15 protein-coding genes, 3 tRNA genes and 1 pseudogene are annotated in these 18,309 nt (G+C 63.3%); 8 read left to right on the forward strand and 11 right to left on the reverse strand.

Going from position 1 to position 18,309, the window contains the following annotated elements:
• The 3 genes from PUQ42_RS06610 to PUQ42_RS06620 form a co-directional block, all read right to left on the reverse strand.
• Nucleotides 1-74, reverse strand: a tRNA-Val gene (locus PUQ42_RS06610).
• 89 nt (nucleotides 75-163) lie between these two features.
• Nucleotides 164-238, reverse strand: a tRNA-Val gene (locus tag PUQ42_RS06615).
• Nucleotides 239-487: 249 nt separating this feature from the next.
• A tRNA-Asn gene (locus PUQ42_RS06620) sits at nucleotides 488-561 on the reverse strand.
• 126 nt (nucleotides 562-687) lie between these two features.
• On the opposite strand from PUQ42_RS06620, the gene PUQ42_RS06625 reads away from it, so the two are divergent.
• The 4 genes from PUQ42_RS06625 to PUQ42_RS06640 all read left to right on the forward strand — a co-directional run bounded on the left by PUQ42_RS06625 (nucleotide 688) and on the right by PUQ42_RS06640 (nucleotide 4,861).
• Nucleotides 688-1,764 carry a DUF1573 domain-containing protein gene (locus PUQ42_RS06625; protein WP_273372161.1) on the forward strand — a complete coding sequence of 359 codons (1,077 nt, stop codon included), beginning with the start codon at nucleotides 688-690 and terminating at the stop codon, nucleotides 1,762-1,764.
• 30 nt (nucleotides 1,765-1,794) lie between these two features.
• Nucleotides 1,795-2,679: a sulfide/dihydroorotate dehydrogenase-like FAD/NAD-binding protein gene (locus tag PUQ42_RS06630; RefSeq protein ID WP_122119736.1), complete on the forward strand. Its 885-nt coding sequence runs from the start codon at nucleotides 1,795-1,797 to the stop codon at nucleotides 2,677-2,679.
• Nucleotides 2,680-2,691: 12 nt separating this feature from the next.
• Nucleotides 2,692-4,083 carry an NADPH-dependent glutamate synthase gene (gene gltA, locus PUQ42_RS06635; RefSeq protein ID WP_087310781.1) on the forward strand — a complete coding sequence of 464 codons (1,392 nt, stop codon included), beginning with the start codon at nucleotides 2,692-2,694 and terminating at the stop codon, nucleotides 4,081-4,083.
• A gap of 85 nt (nucleotides 4,084-4,168) precedes the next feature.
• Nucleotides 4,169-4,861 (forward strand): lipocalin family protein, encoded by a 693-nt coding sequence (locus PUQ42_RS06640; RefSeq protein WP_273372164.1) that lies wholly within the window; start codon nucleotides 4,169-4,171, stop codon nucleotides 4,859-4,861.
• 74 nt (nucleotides 4,862-4,935) lie between these two features.
• Here PUQ42_RS06640 and PUQ42_RS06645 read toward each other — a convergent pair whose 3' ends face one another.
• Both PUQ42_RS06645 and PUQ42_RS06650 read right to left on the reverse strand, forming a co-directional pair.
• A complete protein-coding gene (locus PUQ42_RS06645) occupies nucleotides 4,936-5,967 on the reverse strand; it encodes a glycosyltransferase family 9 protein (RefSeq protein ID WP_087310777.1) in 1,032 nt (343 codons plus the stop codon).
• Nucleotides 5,951-6,556, reverse strand: coding sequence for a DUF4254 domain-containing protein (locus tag PUQ42_RS06650; RefSeq protein WP_087310775.1), 606 nt, complete (start codon nucleotides 6,554-6,556; stop codon nucleotides 5,951-5,953). The genes PUQ42_RS06645 and PUQ42_RS06650 overlap by 17 nt, the downstream gene beginning before the upstream one ends.
• Nucleotides 6,557-6,631: 75 nt before the next feature.
• Here PUQ42_RS06650 and PUQ42_RS06655 point away from each other — a divergent pair, with 75 nt between their 5' ends.
• The 4 genes from PUQ42_RS06655 (at nucleotide 6,632) to PUQ42_RS06670 (ending at nucleotide 11,387) form a co-directional block, all read left to right on the forward strand.
• Nucleotides 6,632-7,636 (forward strand): glucosaminidase domain-containing protein, encoded by a 1,005-nt coding sequence (locus PUQ42_RS06655; protein ID WP_087404978.1) that lies wholly within the window; start codon nucleotides 6,632-6,634, stop codon nucleotides 7,634-7,636.
• Nucleotides 7,637-7,756: 120 nt separating this feature from the next.
• Nucleotides 7,757-8,443 carry a hypothetical protein gene (locus PUQ42_RS06660; RefSeq protein WP_087310771.1) on the forward strand — a complete coding sequence of 229 codons (687 nt, stop codon included), beginning with the start codon at nucleotides 7,757-7,759 and terminating at the stop codon, nucleotides 8,441-8,443.
• A 50-nt stretch (nucleotides 8,444-8,493) separates the two neighbouring features.
• Nucleotides 8,494-10,656 (forward strand): S9 family peptidase, encoded by a 2,163-nt coding sequence (locus PUQ42_RS06665; RefSeq protein ID WP_273372167.1) that lies wholly within the window; start codon nucleotides 8,494-8,496, stop codon nucleotides 10,654-10,656.
• A complete protein-coding gene (locus tag PUQ42_RS06670) occupies nucleotides 10,653-11,387 on the forward strand; it encodes a methylated-DNA--[protein]-cysteine S-methyltransferase (protein WP_273372169.1) in 735 nt (244 codons plus the stop codon). The genes PUQ42_RS06665 and PUQ42_RS06670 overlap by 4 nt, the downstream gene beginning before the upstream one ends.
• A gap of 57 nt (nucleotides 11,388-11,444) precedes the next feature.
• Here the strand turns inward: PUQ42_RS06670 and PUQ42_RS06675 are convergent, their stop codons facing one another.
• From PUQ42_RS06675 to nuoK, 6 genes and pseudogenes are all read right to left on the reverse strand, one after another.
• Complete coding sequence (locus PUQ42_RS06675) at nucleotides 11,445-12,452, reverse strand: glycosyltransferase family protein (protein ID WP_273372172.1); 1,008 nt, start codon at nucleotides 12,450-12,452, stop codon at nucleotides 11,445-11,447.
• Between the two features lie 62 nt (nucleotides 12,453-12,514).
• Nucleotides 12,515-12,997 (reverse strand): annotated as a pseudogene (locus PUQ42_RS06680) (hypothetical protein); the annotation flags it as partial.
• Between the two features lie 149 nt (nucleotides 12,998-13,146).
• Entirely contained in the window at nucleotides 13,147-14,574 is a 1,428-nt protein-coding gene (locus PUQ42_RS06685) for an NADH-quinone oxidoreductase subunit N (RefSeq protein WP_273372174.1), read from the reverse strand.
• Nucleotides 14,575-14,581: 7 nt separating this feature from the next.
• Nucleotides 14,582-16,066, reverse strand: coding sequence for a complex I subunit 4 family protein (locus PUQ42_RS06690; protein ID WP_087310763.1), 1,485 nt, complete (start codon nucleotides 16,064-16,066; stop codon nucleotides 14,582-14,584).
• A 12-nt stretch (nucleotides 16,067-16,078) separates the two neighbouring features.
• Nucleotides 16,079-17,971, reverse strand: a complete 1,893-nt coding sequence (gene nuoL / locus PUQ42_RS06695) for an NADH-quinone oxidoreductase subunit L (protein ID WP_087310761.1) — start codon at nucleotides 17,969-17,971, stop codon at nucleotides 16,079-16,081.
• 19 nt (nucleotides 17,972-17,990) lie between these two features.
• Nucleotides 17,991-18,299, reverse strand: coding sequence for an NADH-quinone oxidoreductase subunit NuoK (gene nuoK / locus PUQ42_RS06700; RefSeq protein ID WP_087262723.1), 309 nt, complete (start codon nucleotides 18,297-18,299; stop codon nucleotides 17,991-17,993).
• Nucleotides 18,300-18,309: the final 10 nt, after the last annotated feature.

Raw genomic sequence — 18,309 nt, forward strand, 5'->3', positions numbered from 1 at the left:
GGGAGCTGAGGGATTCGAACCCCCGACCCTCTGCTTGTAAGGCAGACGCTCTGAACCAGCTGAGCTAAGCTCCCGAAGACTCTCCCTTTCGGGAAAGCGGAGATATATATAAGCGGCACCAAGGCCGACAAAAAAGCCACCCCTTGACGATGTGGCGGCTTTGTGGGAGCTGAGGGATTCGAACCCCCGACCCTCTGCTTGTAAGGCAGACGCTCTGAACCAGCTGAGCTAAGCTCCCTTAAAAATGGCTTGGGACTGCAAAGGCAAACTTTCGAAGGCCTGACGACCTCTTCCGTTCAACGGATCGCGCCGCGTTGTTGTCAACAGCGAGCTTTCCGGTATTCCGTTTCGAGACCGGGATTCATTGGAGAATGGCCCTGACGATTACTCATCTTCCGACCTCTTGTCTCTCCCCCCCCCGTCTCTCATCGGCCGCCCCTTGCAGGCGTGTTTCTGAAAGAACCTTTACGCAACCCTCGCGCATCTGCGCCTGAACAAGGACTTGAACCTAGGACCCCATGATTAACAGTCATGTGCTCTAACCAACTGAGCTATTCAGGCATTCGAAGCGGTGTTCTACCGTTTTCGTGGTGCAAATGTATAGCAAAAATTCATTCCTGCAAAATTTTCGCCGGTTTTTTTTGCAAAAAAAGTATCTTTGCAAAAATTCGAACAACGACTCCAAAGATGCGAAAACGAACCATATCGTTCATACTGTTGCTGTTATGCAGCGTCACGGGATTCGCCCAAGGGAAACTGGTCTTCGAGCCCGCGACATGGGATTTCGGCACGATCCGCGAGGTCGACGGACGCGTGAGCCACACCTTCACGGGCGAAAACCGCGGCGACAGCCCGCTGGTGATCCTCGACGTGGTGACCTCGTGCGGATGTACGGTACCCCGCTTCTCGCGGCGCCCGATCCTGCCCGGAGAGAAGACCGAGATCACCGTCACCTTCGATCCGGCCAACCGCCCCGGCGTCTTCTCGAAGGATCTGACCGTCTACTCGAGCCAGCGGCAGAAGATCGCCACCCTCACCATCGGCGGCGAGGTCACCCCGCGGCCGAAGAGCATCGAGGAGCTCTACCCCGTCGATGCGGGCGGCGGCGTGCGGCTCACCACGACACTCAACACCTTTGCCTACATACGGGCGGGTCAGCACGTGCAGGGCGCTTTCGGCTGCATCAACACCTCCCGAAAGAGCGTCCGGCTGGAACTGCGTCCGCTCCATGCCAGCGGACTGCTCCGCCTCGAGGCCCCCGGGGAGCTCGCCCCCGGCCAGCGCGCCTCGATCAATGTCGCCTACCTCAACCCCGCCGCACAGCCGCACTACGGCACGATCCGCGATGCGCTGGAGCTGCTGGTCGACGGCCGCACGAACGGTACGGTACTTGTCATCCACGGCATCGGGGTGGATGCCGATGCCGGAACAGCGGAAAAAACGGCCCCGCGCTGCGAATTCTCGGAAAATATCCTTAAATTCGGGAGCCTGAAACGAACGGATGCAGTACACCGGCTCGCCTTCCGGGTTTCGAACACCGGAACGGCCGATCTGATCCTGCGGGCCGTCGAGGGCGAGGGGCATGTCGCCACGACCCTCCGGCCGGGCATCCGGATCGCTCCGGGGGAGTCGTTCCGCGCCGAGGTGATGCTGGACCCCCGCTCGCAGGACTACGGCGTGGTGAGCGAACACCTGGTCGTGGTGACCAACGACCCCGTGCGTCCGATGCGGCGCATCCGCGTGACGGCCATCATCGAAGAGTAGCAACAAAGCACACACAAAGCTGACATATATATGTATCCCATTCTTGAAAAAAGACTCCTTGCCGAAGGAATCTGGCTGATGAAAATCCTCGCCCCACGGGTGGCGCATGCCGCCCAACCCGGGCAGTTCGTCATCGTACGGGCCGACTCGCACAGCGAGCGCATCCCGCTCACGATCTCCGACTACGATGCCGCCGAAGGCAGCGTCACGCTGGTCATCCAGGCCATCGGAGCCTCGACCCACAAGATCTGCGCCCTGGAGCAGGGGCAGGAGATGGCCGATCTGGCCGGCCCGCTCGGACGCCCCTCGGCGTTCGTCCACACGCCCCTCGAGGAGCTGCGCACGCGCCGTTACCTTTTTGTGGCCGGAGGTGTCGGAACCGCTCCGGTCTATCCGCAGGTCAAGTGGCTGCACGAGCACGGCGTGCGGGCCGACGTGATCATCGGCGCCAAGAGCAGCCGCATGCTGATCTACACCGACGCCATGCGCCAGGTGGCCGACCACCTCTACATCGCCACGGACGACGGTTCGGAGGGGTTCAAGGGGATGGTCACCGGTCTGATCGAGGAGCTCATCGAGAAGCGCGGCGAACACTACGACGAGTGCGTGGCCATCGGACCGATGATCATGATGAAGTTCGTGGCTCTGACCACCCGCAAGTACAACCTCAAGACCACCGTGTCGCTCAACGCACTGATGGTCGACGGCACGGGCATGTGCGGAGCGTGCCGCGTGACGGTGGGCGGGCAGACACGCTTCACGTGTGTCGACGGCCCGGAGTTCGACGGCCACGAGGTCGATTTCGACGAGGCGATGCGTCGTCAGGGGATGTACCGCACCCAGGAGCAGCGCGCCGCGGCCATCGAGGCCGAGCGCGAGGCGGGACACGTATGCAGAATCGGTTTGGACAAATAACAGAGGACGACTATGGCAAACAAGATACCGCGCGTACCGGTGCGCGAACAGGATCCGGCCGTCCGGGCGACCAACTTCGAGGAGGTCTGCTACGGCTACAATCAGGAGGAGGCGATGCTTGAGGCGTCGCGCTGCCTGCACTGCAAGAAACCCCGCTGCGTGGAGGCCTGCCCCGTGGGGATCCACATCCCGGACTTCATCGCGGCGCTGCACGAAGGCCGGCTGCAGGAGGCTGCCGACGTCATCGCGCAGGACAGTTCGCTGCCCTCGATCTGCGGCCGCGTCTGCCCGCAGGAGACGCAGTGCGAGGGGTCGTGCATCCTCGGCATCAAGGGTGAGCCGGTGGCCATCGGCAAGCTGGAGCGCTTCGTCGGCGACTGGAAACTTGAACACGGCACGGCGCCGAAGGCTCCCGCCGCACGCAACGGCCACAAGGTGGCCATCATCGGCAGCGGCCCGGCCGGACTGGCCTGCGCCAGTGACCTGGCCCGGATGGGTTACGAGGTGAAGATCTTCGAGGCGCTGCACGAGGCGGGCGGTGTGCTGGTCTATGGCATTCCGGAGTTCCGGCTGCCGAAGCAGCGCATCGTGGAGCGCGAGATCGAGGAGGTGAAGGCGCTGGGCGTGGAGATCGAAACGGACGTCATCGTGGGCCGCACCGTCACGGTCGACTCGCTGATGGACGAGGAGGGCTACGAGGCCGTCTTCATCGGTTCGGGGGCCGGACTGCCCCGCTTCATGGGCATTCCGGGCGAGAACCTCAACGGCGTGGTCTCGGCCAACGAGTTCCTCACGCGTACGAACCTGATGCACGCCTACGACCGGACGTACGACACGCCGATCTACGTCGGACAGCGCGTCGTGGTGGTCGGCGGCGGCAACGTGGCGATGGATGCCGTGCGCACGGCCCGGCGGCTCGGAGCCGATGCCACGATCGTCTACCGCCGCTCGGAGAAGGAGCTCCCGGCGCGCGCCGAGGAGGTGCACCACGCCCGCGAAGAGGGGATCCGCTTCCGGATGCTGACCAACCCCACGGAGGTGCTGGGCGACGAGCGCGGATGGGTGCGCGGCGTACGCTGTGTGGAGATGGAGCTGGGCGAACCCGACGAGAGCGGACGCCGCTCACCGATAGTCAAACCGGGCTCGGAGTTCGAGATCGCCTGCGACGTGGTGGTCATGGCGCTGGGCACCTCGCCCAACCCGCTGCTGGCCTCGACGACCGCCGGACTCGAAACCACGCGCCGCGGCTGCATTGCGGCCGACGAACACGGCGCCACCTCGCGCAAGGGGGTCTTCGCCGGGGGAGATGCCGTGACGGGAGCCGCCACGGTGATCCTGGCCATGGGTGCCGGCCGCAAGGCCGCACGGGCCATCGACGAATACATCCGCAGCGGAAAGCAGTAAATCGCACGCGGTAAATGGCGTCAGGTGAACACAATCGGGAATTTTCGCTATTTTTGCAGCCGGAAATTTCAAAACCGCAAAGATGATGAAAAAGAGTATGTGGATCGCGGCCGTGGCCCTGCTCGGAGCCGCAGCCTGCGGCGAACGGGAGCCCGGGACCTTTACGGGCCATATCACCGACGCCTCGATGAATCAGGTCACGGTACAGGACCTCTCCTCCGAGCAGACCTACACCTTTTCGCTGGCCGATGCCGACCGCAGCGAAGCCTACGGACTGCTTGTCGGAGCTCCGGTGGCAGTGGAGTACCGCGGACGCCTCGAAGACGGGGCCGACGCCCTGAAGGTCTCGACCAACCCCACCTATGCCGAGGCCGTCGGGCGGTGGATGCTCTACAACGAGGAGCACCCCGAGTTCACGATGGGCGTCGAAATCCGCGTCGAGGGCGAGGCCGTCTCGATCAACTCGGCCACGCTGCTCTATTCGGGCTGGGAACTGCTGGACGAGGCAGACAAAATTCTGCTCCGGGGTCGCAGTGTCGGCAACGGCGCAAGCTTCGACTTCTCGCAGACGGGCGTCATCGCCCGGGATGCCGAGGGGCGTCTGCAGATGACGATCGAGGGGACGGAGGTCGTCTTCACGAAGGTCGCCGGACCGGAGATGCCCGCCGCAGAGGCCGAAGCGGCCGGGGACGGACAAATGGAGACCGAACAGAACCCGGCCGGAGATACCGTCGCATCCGGAAGCGACCGGGCCGACTCCGCCTCCGTGGCGAAGTAACCCCGAGGAGTCCCTTTCACAAAAAAACGTTGCAGCGAGCTGCAACGTTTTTTTGTCTCGTCGTCGGAAAGTCGTTACGGCCGGCCGATCAGCCGCTCGACCCGATCGGTGACCATCTCGGGCGTGATGGCCGTCAGGCAGTGCCAGTCGCCGAAACGGCAAGGCTTGTTGCCGAAGACCGAGCATGGGCGGCAATCGCAGTCGGCCTGCACGATGCCCTCCTCCGGTGCGCCGAATCCCAGGAATCCCAACCCGGGATGGGTGGCGCCCCAGATCGACACTACCGGCGTGCCGACCAGCGCCGCCAGATGCATGACCAGCGAATCCATCGCCACCACGCAGTCGAGATTCGAGACGAGGGCCATCTCGCCATCCAGCCGGAGCTTGCCAGCCAGCGCCGTCACGTTGGGATACGTCCGCTCCATCTCCTCGGCAAAGGTCTTCTCGGTGTCCCCGCCGCTGTGGATGAAGACCCGGTCAAAATGCTCCGCAAGCAGACGAACCAGTTCCCGAGCCTGCGCCTCGGGATAGGTCTTGCCCCGATGGGCCGAGAAGGGGGCGAAGCCCACCCAGCGACCCTGCTTCGGCCCGAAAGGGTTTTCGAGGGTGCGATGCGGTGCCGGCGTCGGATCGGGAAACGTGAAGCCCAGCTGCCGGAAGACGTCGCAATAGCGCAACACGGTATGGCGCAGGGGTTTCATGCCACGACCGCCCGTACGGATAAAGCGGCGTTTTTCGGCGCGGCCCTTGTCGATATGGGCCGTCGGGATGCCGTGCAGCCGCATCGAGAGGCGGAAAGCCTTCGAGCGCAGCACGTCGTGGACGTCGGCCACGGCATCCACGCCGAGGCGCCGGGCCTCGGCCGCCAGCCGCCACATTCCCCGCAGCGAGTGGTGCACACCCTTCGTGTCGACCTCCAGAAAATCGACCGGAAGCCCCTCGAAAAAGGGATAGAAGAGCCGCCGCGTCGCCACCGTGACCTTCAGATCGGGGCAGGCCGCGCACAGCGCCCGCAGGGCATGGGGCAGCATCGCCACGTCGCCCATGGCCGAGGTGCGCAGTACCAGCAGGTGACGGGGCAGCGGGCCGTTACTTTTTCTGCCCATAGAGCACGGGATTCAGCGACGGGTCGTTGTACATCTTCATCTGCTTGTAGGTCTTCATGTACTTGCGTCCCGCCTCGATATCCTCGATCAGCTCCTCGATGGCCCGCGAAAGGTCGACCTGCTGGGTGAGCAGCACGTCGAGCTTGCGGCGGCAGGCATCGCGGTGAGCCTGGTCGACATCCGTACGTTCGGTCTCGCGAGCCATGTGGTAGATCTTCAGCGCCAGGATCGACAGCCGGTCGATGGCCCACGCCGGCGTCTCGGTATTGAGCCGTGCATCGGCCGCCGGGCGGACATCCCGGTACTTGTCCAGCAGGTAGGAGTCGATATACTCCACCATGTCCGTGCGGTCCTGGTTCGACTTGTCGATACGCCGCTTGATCCGGAGCGCCTCCACCGGATCGATCGCCGGGTCGCGGATGATGTCCTCCAGATGCCACTGCACGGTGTCGATCCAGTTCTTGTGGTAGAGCAGGTGGTCGATCGTCCCCGCCTCGAACGGATTCTCGATCGGGTGGTCCACATCGTCCCAGCGGTGGTAATCCTCGATGGAACGGTTGAAAATGCGGTTCGCGTTTTCGGTAAACATAGGTTCGGTTTTATGGGATTATTGCTATTTTCAGCGGAAAATTATACCTTTGTCGGTAATCATCAAACAAAGATAATGAATATTTCCAGAAAAGCAATACTCCTGACGGGAATCCTCCTGGGACTCGCCCTCGGCCTAAGGGCCCAGGTGCGCCAGACCCGCGAGGAGTATGTCGACCGATACATGCACATCGCCGTGGCACACATGGAGCGTTACGGCATCCCGGCCAGCATCACCCTGGCCCAGGGAATCCTCGAGTCGGACTGCGGCAACAGCCTCCTGGCAATGAAGTCGAACAACCACTTCGGCATCAAGTGCAAGACGGGCTGGAAGGGCGAGCGCGTCTACCACGACGACGACGCCAAGGGCGAATGCTTCCGCGCCTACCCCTCGGTCGAGGCCTCGTACGAGGACCACGCCGAATTCCTCGACTCGCAACCCCGCTACGATTCGCTCTTCGCCTACGCCTCGGACGACTACAAGAGCTGGGCCCGCGGACTGAAGGCCGCCGGCTACGCCACGGCTCCGGACTACGCCCAGCGGCTGATCCGCATCATCGAGGAGAGCCAGCTCTACCTGCTGGACCGTCCCGACGGCGAGCGGCTCTACGCCACGCGCTTCGGTCTGGAGCGCAACCCCGAGGAGTGGTTCTCGTCGCAGTCGAGCGTCGAGGAGGTCGCCCGCACCGAGGCGGCCGTCGATCCGGACAACTACCGCGTGACGATCAACGCCCACGAGGGTTACAACGTCTACATGACCAACGGCGTGCACTACGTCACGGCCAAGGAGAACGACACCTTCGAGAACATCGGCCGCAAGTTCCGCATCTCGGCACGCAACCTGCGGCGGTTCAACGACCTGAAGGACAAGAAGGCCCAGCCGATGACCGGCGAGGTGGTCTACATCGAGCGCAAGAAGAAGCGCTGGGAGGGCAATGCCCAGCACCACATCTGCCGCCCGGGCGAAACGGCCTACGCCGTCGGACAGTCCTACGCCATCCGCACGCGGTCGATCGAGCGGCTCAACGGGCTCAAGCCCGGTGAAGAGCTTGAAGCCGGCCGCCGGCTGCGCATCAAATAAACCCCAGCAGACAGGGCGGCCGTGCAGCAGCCGGGGCCCCGGACAACAGCCCCGGAAACCGCCGGACGACACCCCGCCCCGCACCCGAATACCGCAAAAACCAACGACATACCATACCTTATGGAAACAACTCCCTTGAGAACCCGGATTCTCGACACGATCATCCGCAAATCGAACCTCAAACAGAAGGTTTTCGACAATACGTTCGCCGCCTTCAACCTGCTGAAGGAGACGCTGCTCGAAATCGCCGCGGAGATGGACGACGAACTGGACGGCAAACTCGACCGCCGCGTGCGGCTCGAATACCGCGACCGCGGTAAATTCGAGGCCCAATTGCAGGTGGCCAACGACCTGCTGATCTTCCAGATGCACACCGACATCTTCGAGTTCGACGCCAACCACCTCATCTGGCAGAATCCCTACGTGCAGGCCGACCAGGAGAACTCCTACTGCGGTCTGATCAACATCTACAACTTCCTCTCCGACTCGTTCAAGTTCAACCGCAACGCCGACGAGGGCTATCTCATCGGGCGGATCTTCATCAACCGCGAACGCTGCTACTTCGTCGAGGGCAAGCAGCAGACCTCAATGCGGGCCATGAACTTCGGCAAGAAGGAGATCGACCGCGACGCGCTGGTCGACGTGCTGGAGGCAGCCATCGCCTACTCGCTCGACTTCGACCTGCTGATGCCTCCCTACGAGGAGAACAAGCGCGTGACGGTCGACCAGTTCAACACCAAGATGGACAACTCGAAATTCGTGACGGGCAAACGCCTGGGCTACGACTTCGACGTCGAGGACATCTGATCCCGCAACCCGCCTGCCGGCAACACCTCACCAGAACACTCCGCAACACGATGAACAACCCGACAAACCGAAGCACGCGCCGCACAGCCTCCCTGCTGCTGGGCGCGACGCTTCTTTTTACGGCCGGCCGCGCCTCGGCCGGTAACGAATATGCCGAAATCGCCCGTCTGAAGGCGATGAACGAGACGGTGCGCGGCATCCGCTCGATGAACGACGGCGAGCACTACACCCGCCTCGAGGGCAACGACATCCGCCGCTACGCCTACGCCGAGGCGGGAGCGGGCGAGAGCCTGCTCCCGACGCCGACGCCCAACCTCACGATCTCGGACTACGAGCTTTCGCCCGACGAGCGGTCGATCCTCATCGCCTCGGGGCGGCAGCCGATCTACCGCCACTCCTACACGACAAGCTATACGCTCCTGCGCGACGGACGGCTGACGCCGATTCTGCGCGAGGCCGAGGCTCCGCGCGACGCCTCGTTCTCGCCCGACGGACGGCGCATCATCTACTCCGACCGCAACGACCTCTACGCCTACGACCTCGAGACGCGGCAGACCCGCCGTCTGACCGACGACGGCCGCTGGAACGAGGTGATCAACGGCACGACGGACTGGGTCTACGAGGAGGAGTTCGGCACGACGAAGGCCTACGCCTTCTCGCCCGACGGCAGCCGCCTGGCCTTCCTGCGCTTCGACGAGAGCCAAGTGCCGCTGATGGAGATGATGCGCTACGACGGCAAGCTCTACAACCGGGCCTTCTCGTTCAAGTACCCGAAGGCCGGCGAGCGCAACTCGACGGTCGAACTGTGGGTCGTCGACCTGGCAACCGGCGCCAAACAGCGCCTCGAGACGGGCTCCGAGAGCGACCAGTACATTCCGCGCATCGGCTGGACCCCCGACGGGCGGCCGTGGTACTTCCGCCTGAACCGCCGCCAGAACACCTTCGAGATGGTGGTCTGCGAGCCCCACGGCGCCCAGCGCACGGTCTACGAGGAGCGCACGCAGCAGTATGTCGAGCGGGTTGACGACCAGACGGTCACGTTCGTCGACCGGGACCGCTTCCTCGTGCGGCAGGAGAGCCATACGGGCTACATGCACCTCTACCTCTACAGCCTGCGCCGCGGACTGCTCGAACAGGTGACCCGCGGGAAGTGGGAGGTGACGCAGGTGGTCGGCACGGACGGCAAACGCGTCTGGTACCTCTCGACCGAGACCTCGCCCCTGCGCCGCAACCTCTACAGCGTGCGCCTCGACGGCAGCGACAAACAGCGTCTGACACAGGGCGAAGGGTACTACACCGTCGCGCCGAGCGCCGGCATGCGCTACTTTATCACCACCTTCTCGAACGCCTCGACGCCCAATCTCACCGAGGTGTGCGATGCCGAAGGGCGGCCTCTGCGCACGCTGGCCGACAGCCGCGCGCTGCGCGACGAGCTCGCGGCCCGGCAGCAGCCCGTCAAGGAGTTCTTCCGCTTCACGACCGAGCGGGGCGACACGCTCAACGCCTATCGAGTGCTGCCCCGCGGTTTCGACCCCGCGAAGCGCTACCCCGTGCTGCTGACGCAGTACTCGGGCCCGGGATCGCAGCAGGTGGCCGACCGCTGGTCGATGGACTGGGAGGATGCCCTGACCGAAAAGGGCTACGTGGTGGTCTGCGCCGACGGCCGCGGAACGGGTTTCCGGGGCGAGAAATTCAAGAAACAGACCTACGGACGGCTCGGTGCGCTGGAGGTCGAGGACCAGCTCTCGCTGGCCCGCTACATGGCCTCGCAGCCGTGGATCGACCCGGCGCGCATCGGCATCTACGGCTGGTCGTACGGCGGGTTCATGGCCCTGAGCTGCGCGCTGAAGGGCCACGGGCTGTTCCGCATGGCGATTGCCGTGGCGCCAGTCACCTCGTGGCGCTACTACGACACGATCTACACCGAAATCTACAACAACCTCCCGCAGTTCAATGCCGACGGGTATGACAAATATTCGCCGATCCACTTCGCACAGATGCTCGACGACCGGCGCACGCGGCTGCTGATCATCCACGGCACGGCCGACGACAACGTCCATTTCCAGAATACGGTCGAGATGACCCGCGCGCTGAACCGTGCCGGCAAGCAGTACGACATGATGGTCTATCCGGACCAGAACCACTCGATGATGCCCGACGCCATGAGCCACGTGCGGCAGAAGATGATCGACTATACGCTCGAACATCTATGATCCGGTCGCTGCATATCGCCACCCCGCTGGGGCGGATGACGCTCACGGCCTCGGAGCAGGCGATCGTCGGGCTGAGCTTCGGCAGTGAGATCCCCGCCGGGGCGGAGCTTGTTGCGGGAGGGGCGGAATTGCGGGTCGACGGAGGAGTGATGTACACGGGAGAGGCGGCACTGCGGATCGACGGGAATGCAACTTGCGCAGCCGGGGCAGTATGTGCGGCCGGAAAGCCGGGACGCGCAACAGGAGAACCGGGATGCGCGGCCGGAGGCATGCAGGTCCGCACGCCCGGCGAAGGGGTGACATGCGCGGCCGGAGAACCGGGGCACGCGGCCGGATCGGAAATTCCGCCGCTGCTGCGCCGTGCAGCCGAAGAGCTCGGGGAGTACCTGGCCGGGCGGCGGCGCGACTTCACCCTACCGCTCGATCCCAGCGGGAGCGATTTCCAACGGCAGGTCTGGCAGGCCCTGCGGAGCATCCCCTACGGCCAGACGCGCACCTACGGCCAGATTGCCGAACAGATCGGCCGCCGGCGGGCAGCACGGGCCGTCGGGATGGCCAACAACCGCAACCCGATCGCCATTCTGATTCCCTGCCACCGGGTCATCGGCAGCGACGGTTCGATGACGGGCTACGCCGCCGGAATCGCCATCAAGGAGCGTCTGCTGGCTCTCGAACGCCGCAACACGCCCCGGGCCGAAGGCGAACTCTTCCCCGTTCGGGACGACCGGTGACAAGACGCCCGGCCGGCGCCCGACCAAAGGCGGAAAAACGAACCGCCGGAGCATCCCCTACCGACGCCCCGACTCCCGATCTGCGGAGTCTACCGGGGATTCCACCATCTCATAGGCATTTTTCGAACGGACGGCATAACGCGTCCAGTCGTTGAAGTTGAAGTAGCGCACCACCCACGCGGGATAGGGGCTCCAGTTGATTTTGCGCAGCGTCAGCGGTGAGTGGTCCGCCAGACCGGAATCCGCCGAGAGGATCAGCACCTGCCGTCCGGCGGCCGTAAGCTGCTGCGCCGCGGCCTCCAGTTCGGCCGATGTGGCGCAGTGGCGCAGGTCGAGGTTCCGAGGCAGGTAGAAGCGCGCTTCGGTCACGCGGGGCTCGCCCGAGAAGTGCTGCATGCGGCTGCAGTAGGTTGTCTCCTCGGCGAGGTTCAGCGCCACAACCTCGCCCCGACCGCGGCAATAGTCACGCAGCATGCAGTAGAAGCTGATATCCGGCGTGGTCTGCGCCAGATTGTAGACCATGGCGCCGAGGTTCAGCACCGCCAGTACGCCCAGCACCCACTGCCAGCCGCGCCGAGAGAAGCGTTCGCCCTGTCCGCGGAACAGATCGACGAGAAACCACGGCACGAAGAAGAGCGCCGGGAAGAAGAAGCGGATCTCCTTGTGGGCCAAAAAGAAGTGGATGAGCAGGAAGGGAATCAGCATCCAGGTGACGACGTGGCGAGGATGGCGACAGAAGAAGACAAGCGTCGCGACGAGGGCCAGCAGTCCGAAAAAGATGCCGCCCTCCAACACCGGGGCCGTCAGGTAGTACCACCAGGGTTCGTGGCGGAACAGATCCATCCGGGCATGGAGGATATTCTCCTGCAGGTAGTTCCACGGGGCGAAGACCCACTCGCCGTAGAGCCAGCGGTCGGCCGCCATCCCGACGGCCAGCAGCACCGCAACCCCCACCACCATGCCGGCATAGAGCCGCCAGCGGCGGTTGAAGCACAACAGCCAGATGCCGTAGCCCAGCAGGGCGAAACCCGCCTGATAGCGGACGATGAAGAGTGCCCCGGCCACGACTCCGAGCGCCAGTCCCAACGGAACTCCTGCCGGGAGTCGCTGCGGCGGTAACGGATCGTCAGCGCCGCAAGCAGCAGCAGGAGATTGCCCGAGAGCATCTCGGCGTTGAAATGGACGTGCAGATAGGCCATGAACCAGAGGAAAAAGCCCGTCAGCAGGAACCACTTGCTCTGTGCTTCGGAGAGCCCGCCGCGCACCGTACGCCAAAAGAAGAGCATCACGACCACCGACAGAAGACCGCTCAACAGCTGCAGCAGCGTCACGGCCAGCCACGGCGACCAGATGCCGGCGGCCGTCAGCCCGCGGCAGACGACCCACGCCACGAAGGGTTGCACGCCGGAGCGCATCTGCAGCGGATACTCCCAGGCCAGATGGTCGACCGTCGGGGTTCCGAAGAGCTTCATGTGGGCATATTCGAGGATCTGGTAGTGTTCGTCGGAGTGGTAGACGCCCCGGCTCAGCAGCGCATAGAGCAGGGTCACCAGGCATCCCGCCACCAGAATCTGTCGGACGGAGATCCGTCGCAAGAGGGTAAGCAGCATGATTTCGAGCGGTTACAAGCGGTTTCGTGAGGCAAAAATAGGGCAAATTCCGCAATATCCGGCCGGCACCGCACAAAATACGATCTCCGGCCGTACAAAAAAGAGGCGCAACCCCAACGGGTTGCGCCTCTTTGAGCGATCCTCCCGGATCAGAGTCCGAAGGAGAGGGTATTGATTCCGTCGTAAACGGCGCTTACCACACCCAGCAGCAGCACGCCGGCCATGCACAGAGCCAGGCTGATGCGCGTACAGGTATCGCTGCGGAAAGTGGCAATCGGCTCGTCCGACGGGGTGATGAACATCGCCTTGACGATCAGCAGGTAGTAGTAGAGCGAGATGACCGTATTGAGCAGGGCGATGAAGACCAGCACGTAGAAACCCGCCTTGAAGGCCGACGCGAAGACGAAGAACTTCGAGAAGAAGCCCGCGAAGGGCGGAATGCCCGCCAGCGAGAAGAGCGCCAGCATCATCATCACGGCCAGTTTGGGATTCGTGCGGTAGAAGCCGTTGTAGTCCTCGAGCGAGACCTTGCCGCCCGTGTGCTGCTCGACGGTCGACAGCACGCCGAAGACCGCCAGGTTGGCCGCCAGATAGACCAGCACGTAGAAGACCAGCGAGGTCATGCTCAGCGCACTGCCGCCGATGACGGCCAGCATGATGTAGCCGGCCTGCGAGATCGACGAGAAGGCCATGAAGCGTTTGAGGTCCTTCTGCCGCAGGGCGAAGAGGTTGGCCACCGTGATGCTCAGCACCGTGACGATCCACAGCAGCGTCTGCCACTGCTCGATCATCGGGGCGAAGACCTTGACCAGCGTCGTGAAGAGCACGAACGCGGCCGCAGCCTTCGAGACGACCGAAAGGTAGGAGGTCACGGTCGTCGGAGCGCCCTGGTAGGCGTCGGCCGTCCAGAGGTGGAACGGCACGAGCGAGATCTTGAAGCCCAGGCCCGAGAAGAAGAAGACCAGCGACATGATCTCGAGGGGCGAGCCGTCGAGTCGGGCCGCCATGTCGTCGAAATAGAGCGTACCGGTCGTGCCGTAGAGGAACGAGATGCCGAAGAGCATCAGACCGCTCGAGAAGAGGGCGCAGAGGATGTATTTCGCACCGGCCTCGGCCGAGTGGTGCTTGTACTTGTCGAAGGCCACCAGGCAGGCCATCGGCACCGAGGCCAGTTCGAGTCCGATGAAGAACATCAGGAAGTGGCCCGCCGAGATCATGAAGTACATGCCCAGCAGCGTCGAGAGGGTCAGGATGTAGAATTCGCCCTGTTTGTGGCGGGTGTCCTCACGCTGCAGCCACTGATCGGCCTGCAGGCAGACGATCAGCGCACCGATCGAGAGGATGCTCTTCACCACGCCGTCCATCGGCACCGTGCGGAACATCCCGCCGAAGAGTTCGCCCTCGGGACCCGGGACCAAGTTGACCGCCACCTGAACGAGCAGCAGCACGCACGTCACGGCCGAGAACCAGCGGTGACCGCGCTCGCCGGCGATCAGGTCGTAGAGGAAGACGAGAACAAGGATTGCCGTGAGGGTCAGTTCGGCCCGCATCAGCGGAAATATCGAGGTATAATCCATACGCTTATCAACTCAAAATGTGTGCAATGAGTTCCGAGACGCTGCCGCGGATCATGTCGCTCACCCACAGCGGGGCCAGGCCCAGACCGGCGACGGCCACAACCAGGCAGATGACCGCGAAGCGTTCGTCCCACGTGGCGTCGGAGAGTTTCAGATGTTCGGGGTTTTGGCACGTGCCGTAGAGGATCCGTCCGATGACGCGCAGGATGTAGACCGCCGTGATGACGATCGACGTGCAGGCGATGACGGTCACCACGCGGTGGAACGTATCGTCGTTCATGAAGGCGCCATTGAAGATCGTCATCTCGGCCACGAAGCCGCTCAGGCCCGGCAGTCCGAGGTTCGCCAGACCGGCGATCACGTAACCCACCGCCAGGAAGGGCATCACTTTCATCAGACCGCTCAGCTGACGCACGTCACGCGTATGCGTACGGCCGTAGATCATGCCGATCAGCGCGAAGAAGAGCGCCGTCATCAGACCGTGGCTCAGCATCTGCAGGATGGCGCCCGTCGAGGCCGTGGTATTCATCATCAGAATGGCGAAGAGCACCAGACCGCAGTGCGATACCGACGAGTAGGCGTTGATGTACTTCAGGTCGGTCTGCACGCAGGCCGAGAAGGCGCCGTAGACCACCGAGATGGTCGTCAGGATGATGAAGATCCAGCTCAGCTCGTGCGCCGCCTCGGGCAGCAGGTACATCGCCACGCGGAAGCAGCCGTAGCCGCCCAGCTTCATCAGCACGCCGGCGTGAAGCATCGAGACGGCCGTCGGGGCCGAGGCGTGACCGTCGGGGCTCCACGTGTGGAAGGGAAACAGGGCCCCCAGCACGCCGAATCCGATGAAGACCAGCGGAAACCAGATCCGCTGCAGCTGGATCGGAATGTTGTGCAGGGCGGCGATCTCCTGCACGTTCATCGTCGTGGCACCGGCACCGAAATAGATGCCCAGGATGCCGATCAGCAGCAGCGCCGAACCGCCCATGAGCATCAGCGTCAGCTTCATGGCCGAGTACTCCTTGCGGCCGCTGCCCCAGACGCCGATCAAGAGATACATCGGGATCAGCGCCACCTCGTAGAACATGAACATCGTGAAGAGGTCGACCGAGATGAAGAATCCGAAGACGCCGACACTCAGCAGACAGAACCACAGGAAATAGGCCTTGACGTCCTTCTGCATCTGCCACGAGGCGAAGGTGCCCGTAAAGACGATGATGGCCGAGAGCAACAGCATGGCCACCGAGATACCGTCGACACCCACGGCATAGTGGATGTTGAGCGGGGCGTACCACATGACGCTCTCCGTAAGAAGCATCTGGGCCGTTTCACCCGCCTCACGCAGGCCGAGGTAGTGGAAAACGAGCCATACGGCCAGCGCCAGCAGCACCGTGGATCCCACCACCATCACGGTATGGATCTGCCGCCGTGACTTCGAGAGCCACAACCCCAGCATCATCACCAGGGGTACGGCAGGAAACAGGGATAAGATATTCATAACGTGTTCCGATTAGCAGATTAAAAGAATCAGGATCGTCAGTCCCAGCGCACCGCCCATGAACCAGATGCAGTAACGCTGCACACTGCCGCTCTGCATGCCGCGGATCAGGCAGGCGACACCGTTCGTGGCCGAAGCCAGCAGATTGAGGAAGCCGTCGACGACGTGACGGTCGAACCAGGCGATCGGCGTCGAGATGCAGGCGAAGATCACGCGGTGGGTGATGAACTGGTACACCTCGTCGATGTAGAAGCGGTGGTAGGCCGCCCGATGCAGACCGCTGAAGCGTTCGGCCAGACGGTCGGCCACGGGCTGCTTCTCACGGGCGTACATCCACGTGGCCAGCGCAATGGCCACGACGGCCACGCAGAGGCTCAGCGTCGCCACACGGCCGTCGATGTGGATCGTGTAGGGGAGGCCGTCCGACGAGACGAACTGCCCGAAGGGGATGAAGCCCGCCACGCAGGTCACCGCAGCCAGAATCAGCAGCGGGAGCGTCATCGTGAAGGGGGCCTCGTGGGGCGTATGCTCGGCGTGGAGCTCGCGGTTCTCGCGGCCCCAGAAGATGCCATAGTAGAGGCGGAACATGTAGAAGGCCGTCAGACCGGCGATGGCCGTCATCACCCACCCCATCACGGGGCTGAAGGCAAAGCAGGCCGTCAGGATCTCATCCTTCGAGAAGAAACCGCTGAAGGGCCAGATGCCGGCGATGGCCAGGCAGGCCACGAGGAACGTGATGTGCGTCAGGGGCATATACTTGCGCAGGCCGCCCATCGTCGACATCTCGTTCGAATGTACGGCGTGGATGATGGCGCCGGCACCGAGGAACAGCAGCGCCTTGAACATGGCGTGGGTGAAGAGGTGGAACATCGAGGCCATGTAGCCCAGACCGCCCGTGTGGGGGTCGCTCGACGTGCAGACGCCCAGCGCCACGATCATGAAGCCGATCTGCGAGATGGTACTGAAGGCCAGCACGCGCTTGATGTCGCTCTGCACGCAGGCTACCACGGCGGCGTACAGCGCCGTGAAGGCACCGATGTAGGCCGTCCAGTGCAGCACCTCGGGGGCGTAGCCGATGAACAGCGGGAACATCCGCGCCACGAGGTAGACACCGGCCACGACCATCGTCGCGGCATGGATCAGCGCAGAAACGGGTGTCGGGCCCTCCATGGCGTCGGGCAGCCAGATGTGCAGCGGGAACATGGCGCTCTTGCCCGCACCGCCGACAAACATCAGACCCAGCGCCAGCGGGATCATCACCCCGGCGGCGGCCAGCGTCGCGGCGGCGGGCGTGAAAGTGAACGTCCCGGCGTAGTAGCCGTAGACGAGGATGCCGACGAGGAAGCCCAGGTCGGCGAAGCGCGTCACGATGAAGGCCTTCTTCGAGGCGGCGATCGCCTCGGGCTTCGTGTAGTAGAAGCCGATCAGCAGGTAGGAGCTGACGCCCACCAGCTCCCAGAAGAGGTACATCTGGAAGATGTTCGTCGCCACGACCAGCCCCATCATGCTCATCGTGAAGAGCGACAGGAAGGCGTAGTAGCGCTGGAAGCCCCGCTCGCCCTTCATGTAGCCGAACGAATAGATGTGGACCATGAGCGACACGGTGGAGATCACCACCAGCATCATTACCGAGATCGGATCGAGCAGCACACCCAGGTCGATGTGCAGATCACCCGAGATGGGCAGCCAGACCGTATTCCACGGAATGAGGGTCGGGAAGAGGCCTGCGGCGTCGCGTCCGGCCGAGAAATACTCCCAGGCCGTCAGGTAGCTCAGCACGGCCACCACGGCCAGCACCGCCGTACCGATGGCCCCCGCCACCACGGGCCGGAGTTTCATGCCCGCGAGTCCCAGCAGCAGGAAGCTCACGAAGGGCAGCAACAGAATCAGAATCGTATATTCCATAAGCGTTCGTGCACGGGGTTTACCACTTCATCTCCCGCAGGTTCTTGACCTCGATGTTGCGGATGTTGCGGTAGATGTTGATGATGATGGCGATGGCCACGGCGGTCTCCGCGGCGCTCACGCCGATGGCAAAGAGCGTGAAGAAGAATCCTTCGAGCTGCTCCGGAAAGAGGAAACGGTTGAAGACCACGAAGTTGATATCCACCGAATTGAGGATCAGCTCCACGGAGATCAGCATCGCCAGCAGGTTGCGGCGCGTGACGAAGCCGTAGATGCCCACGAACATCAGGATCGTGGAGACGACGAGGTAATATTCCATTTTGATCATAGCCGTACTG

Source organism: Alistipes megaguti, assembly GCF_944320325.1.
Lineage (GTDB): Bacteria > Bacteroidota > Bacteroidia > Bacteroidales > Rikenellaceae > Alistipes > Alistipes megaguti.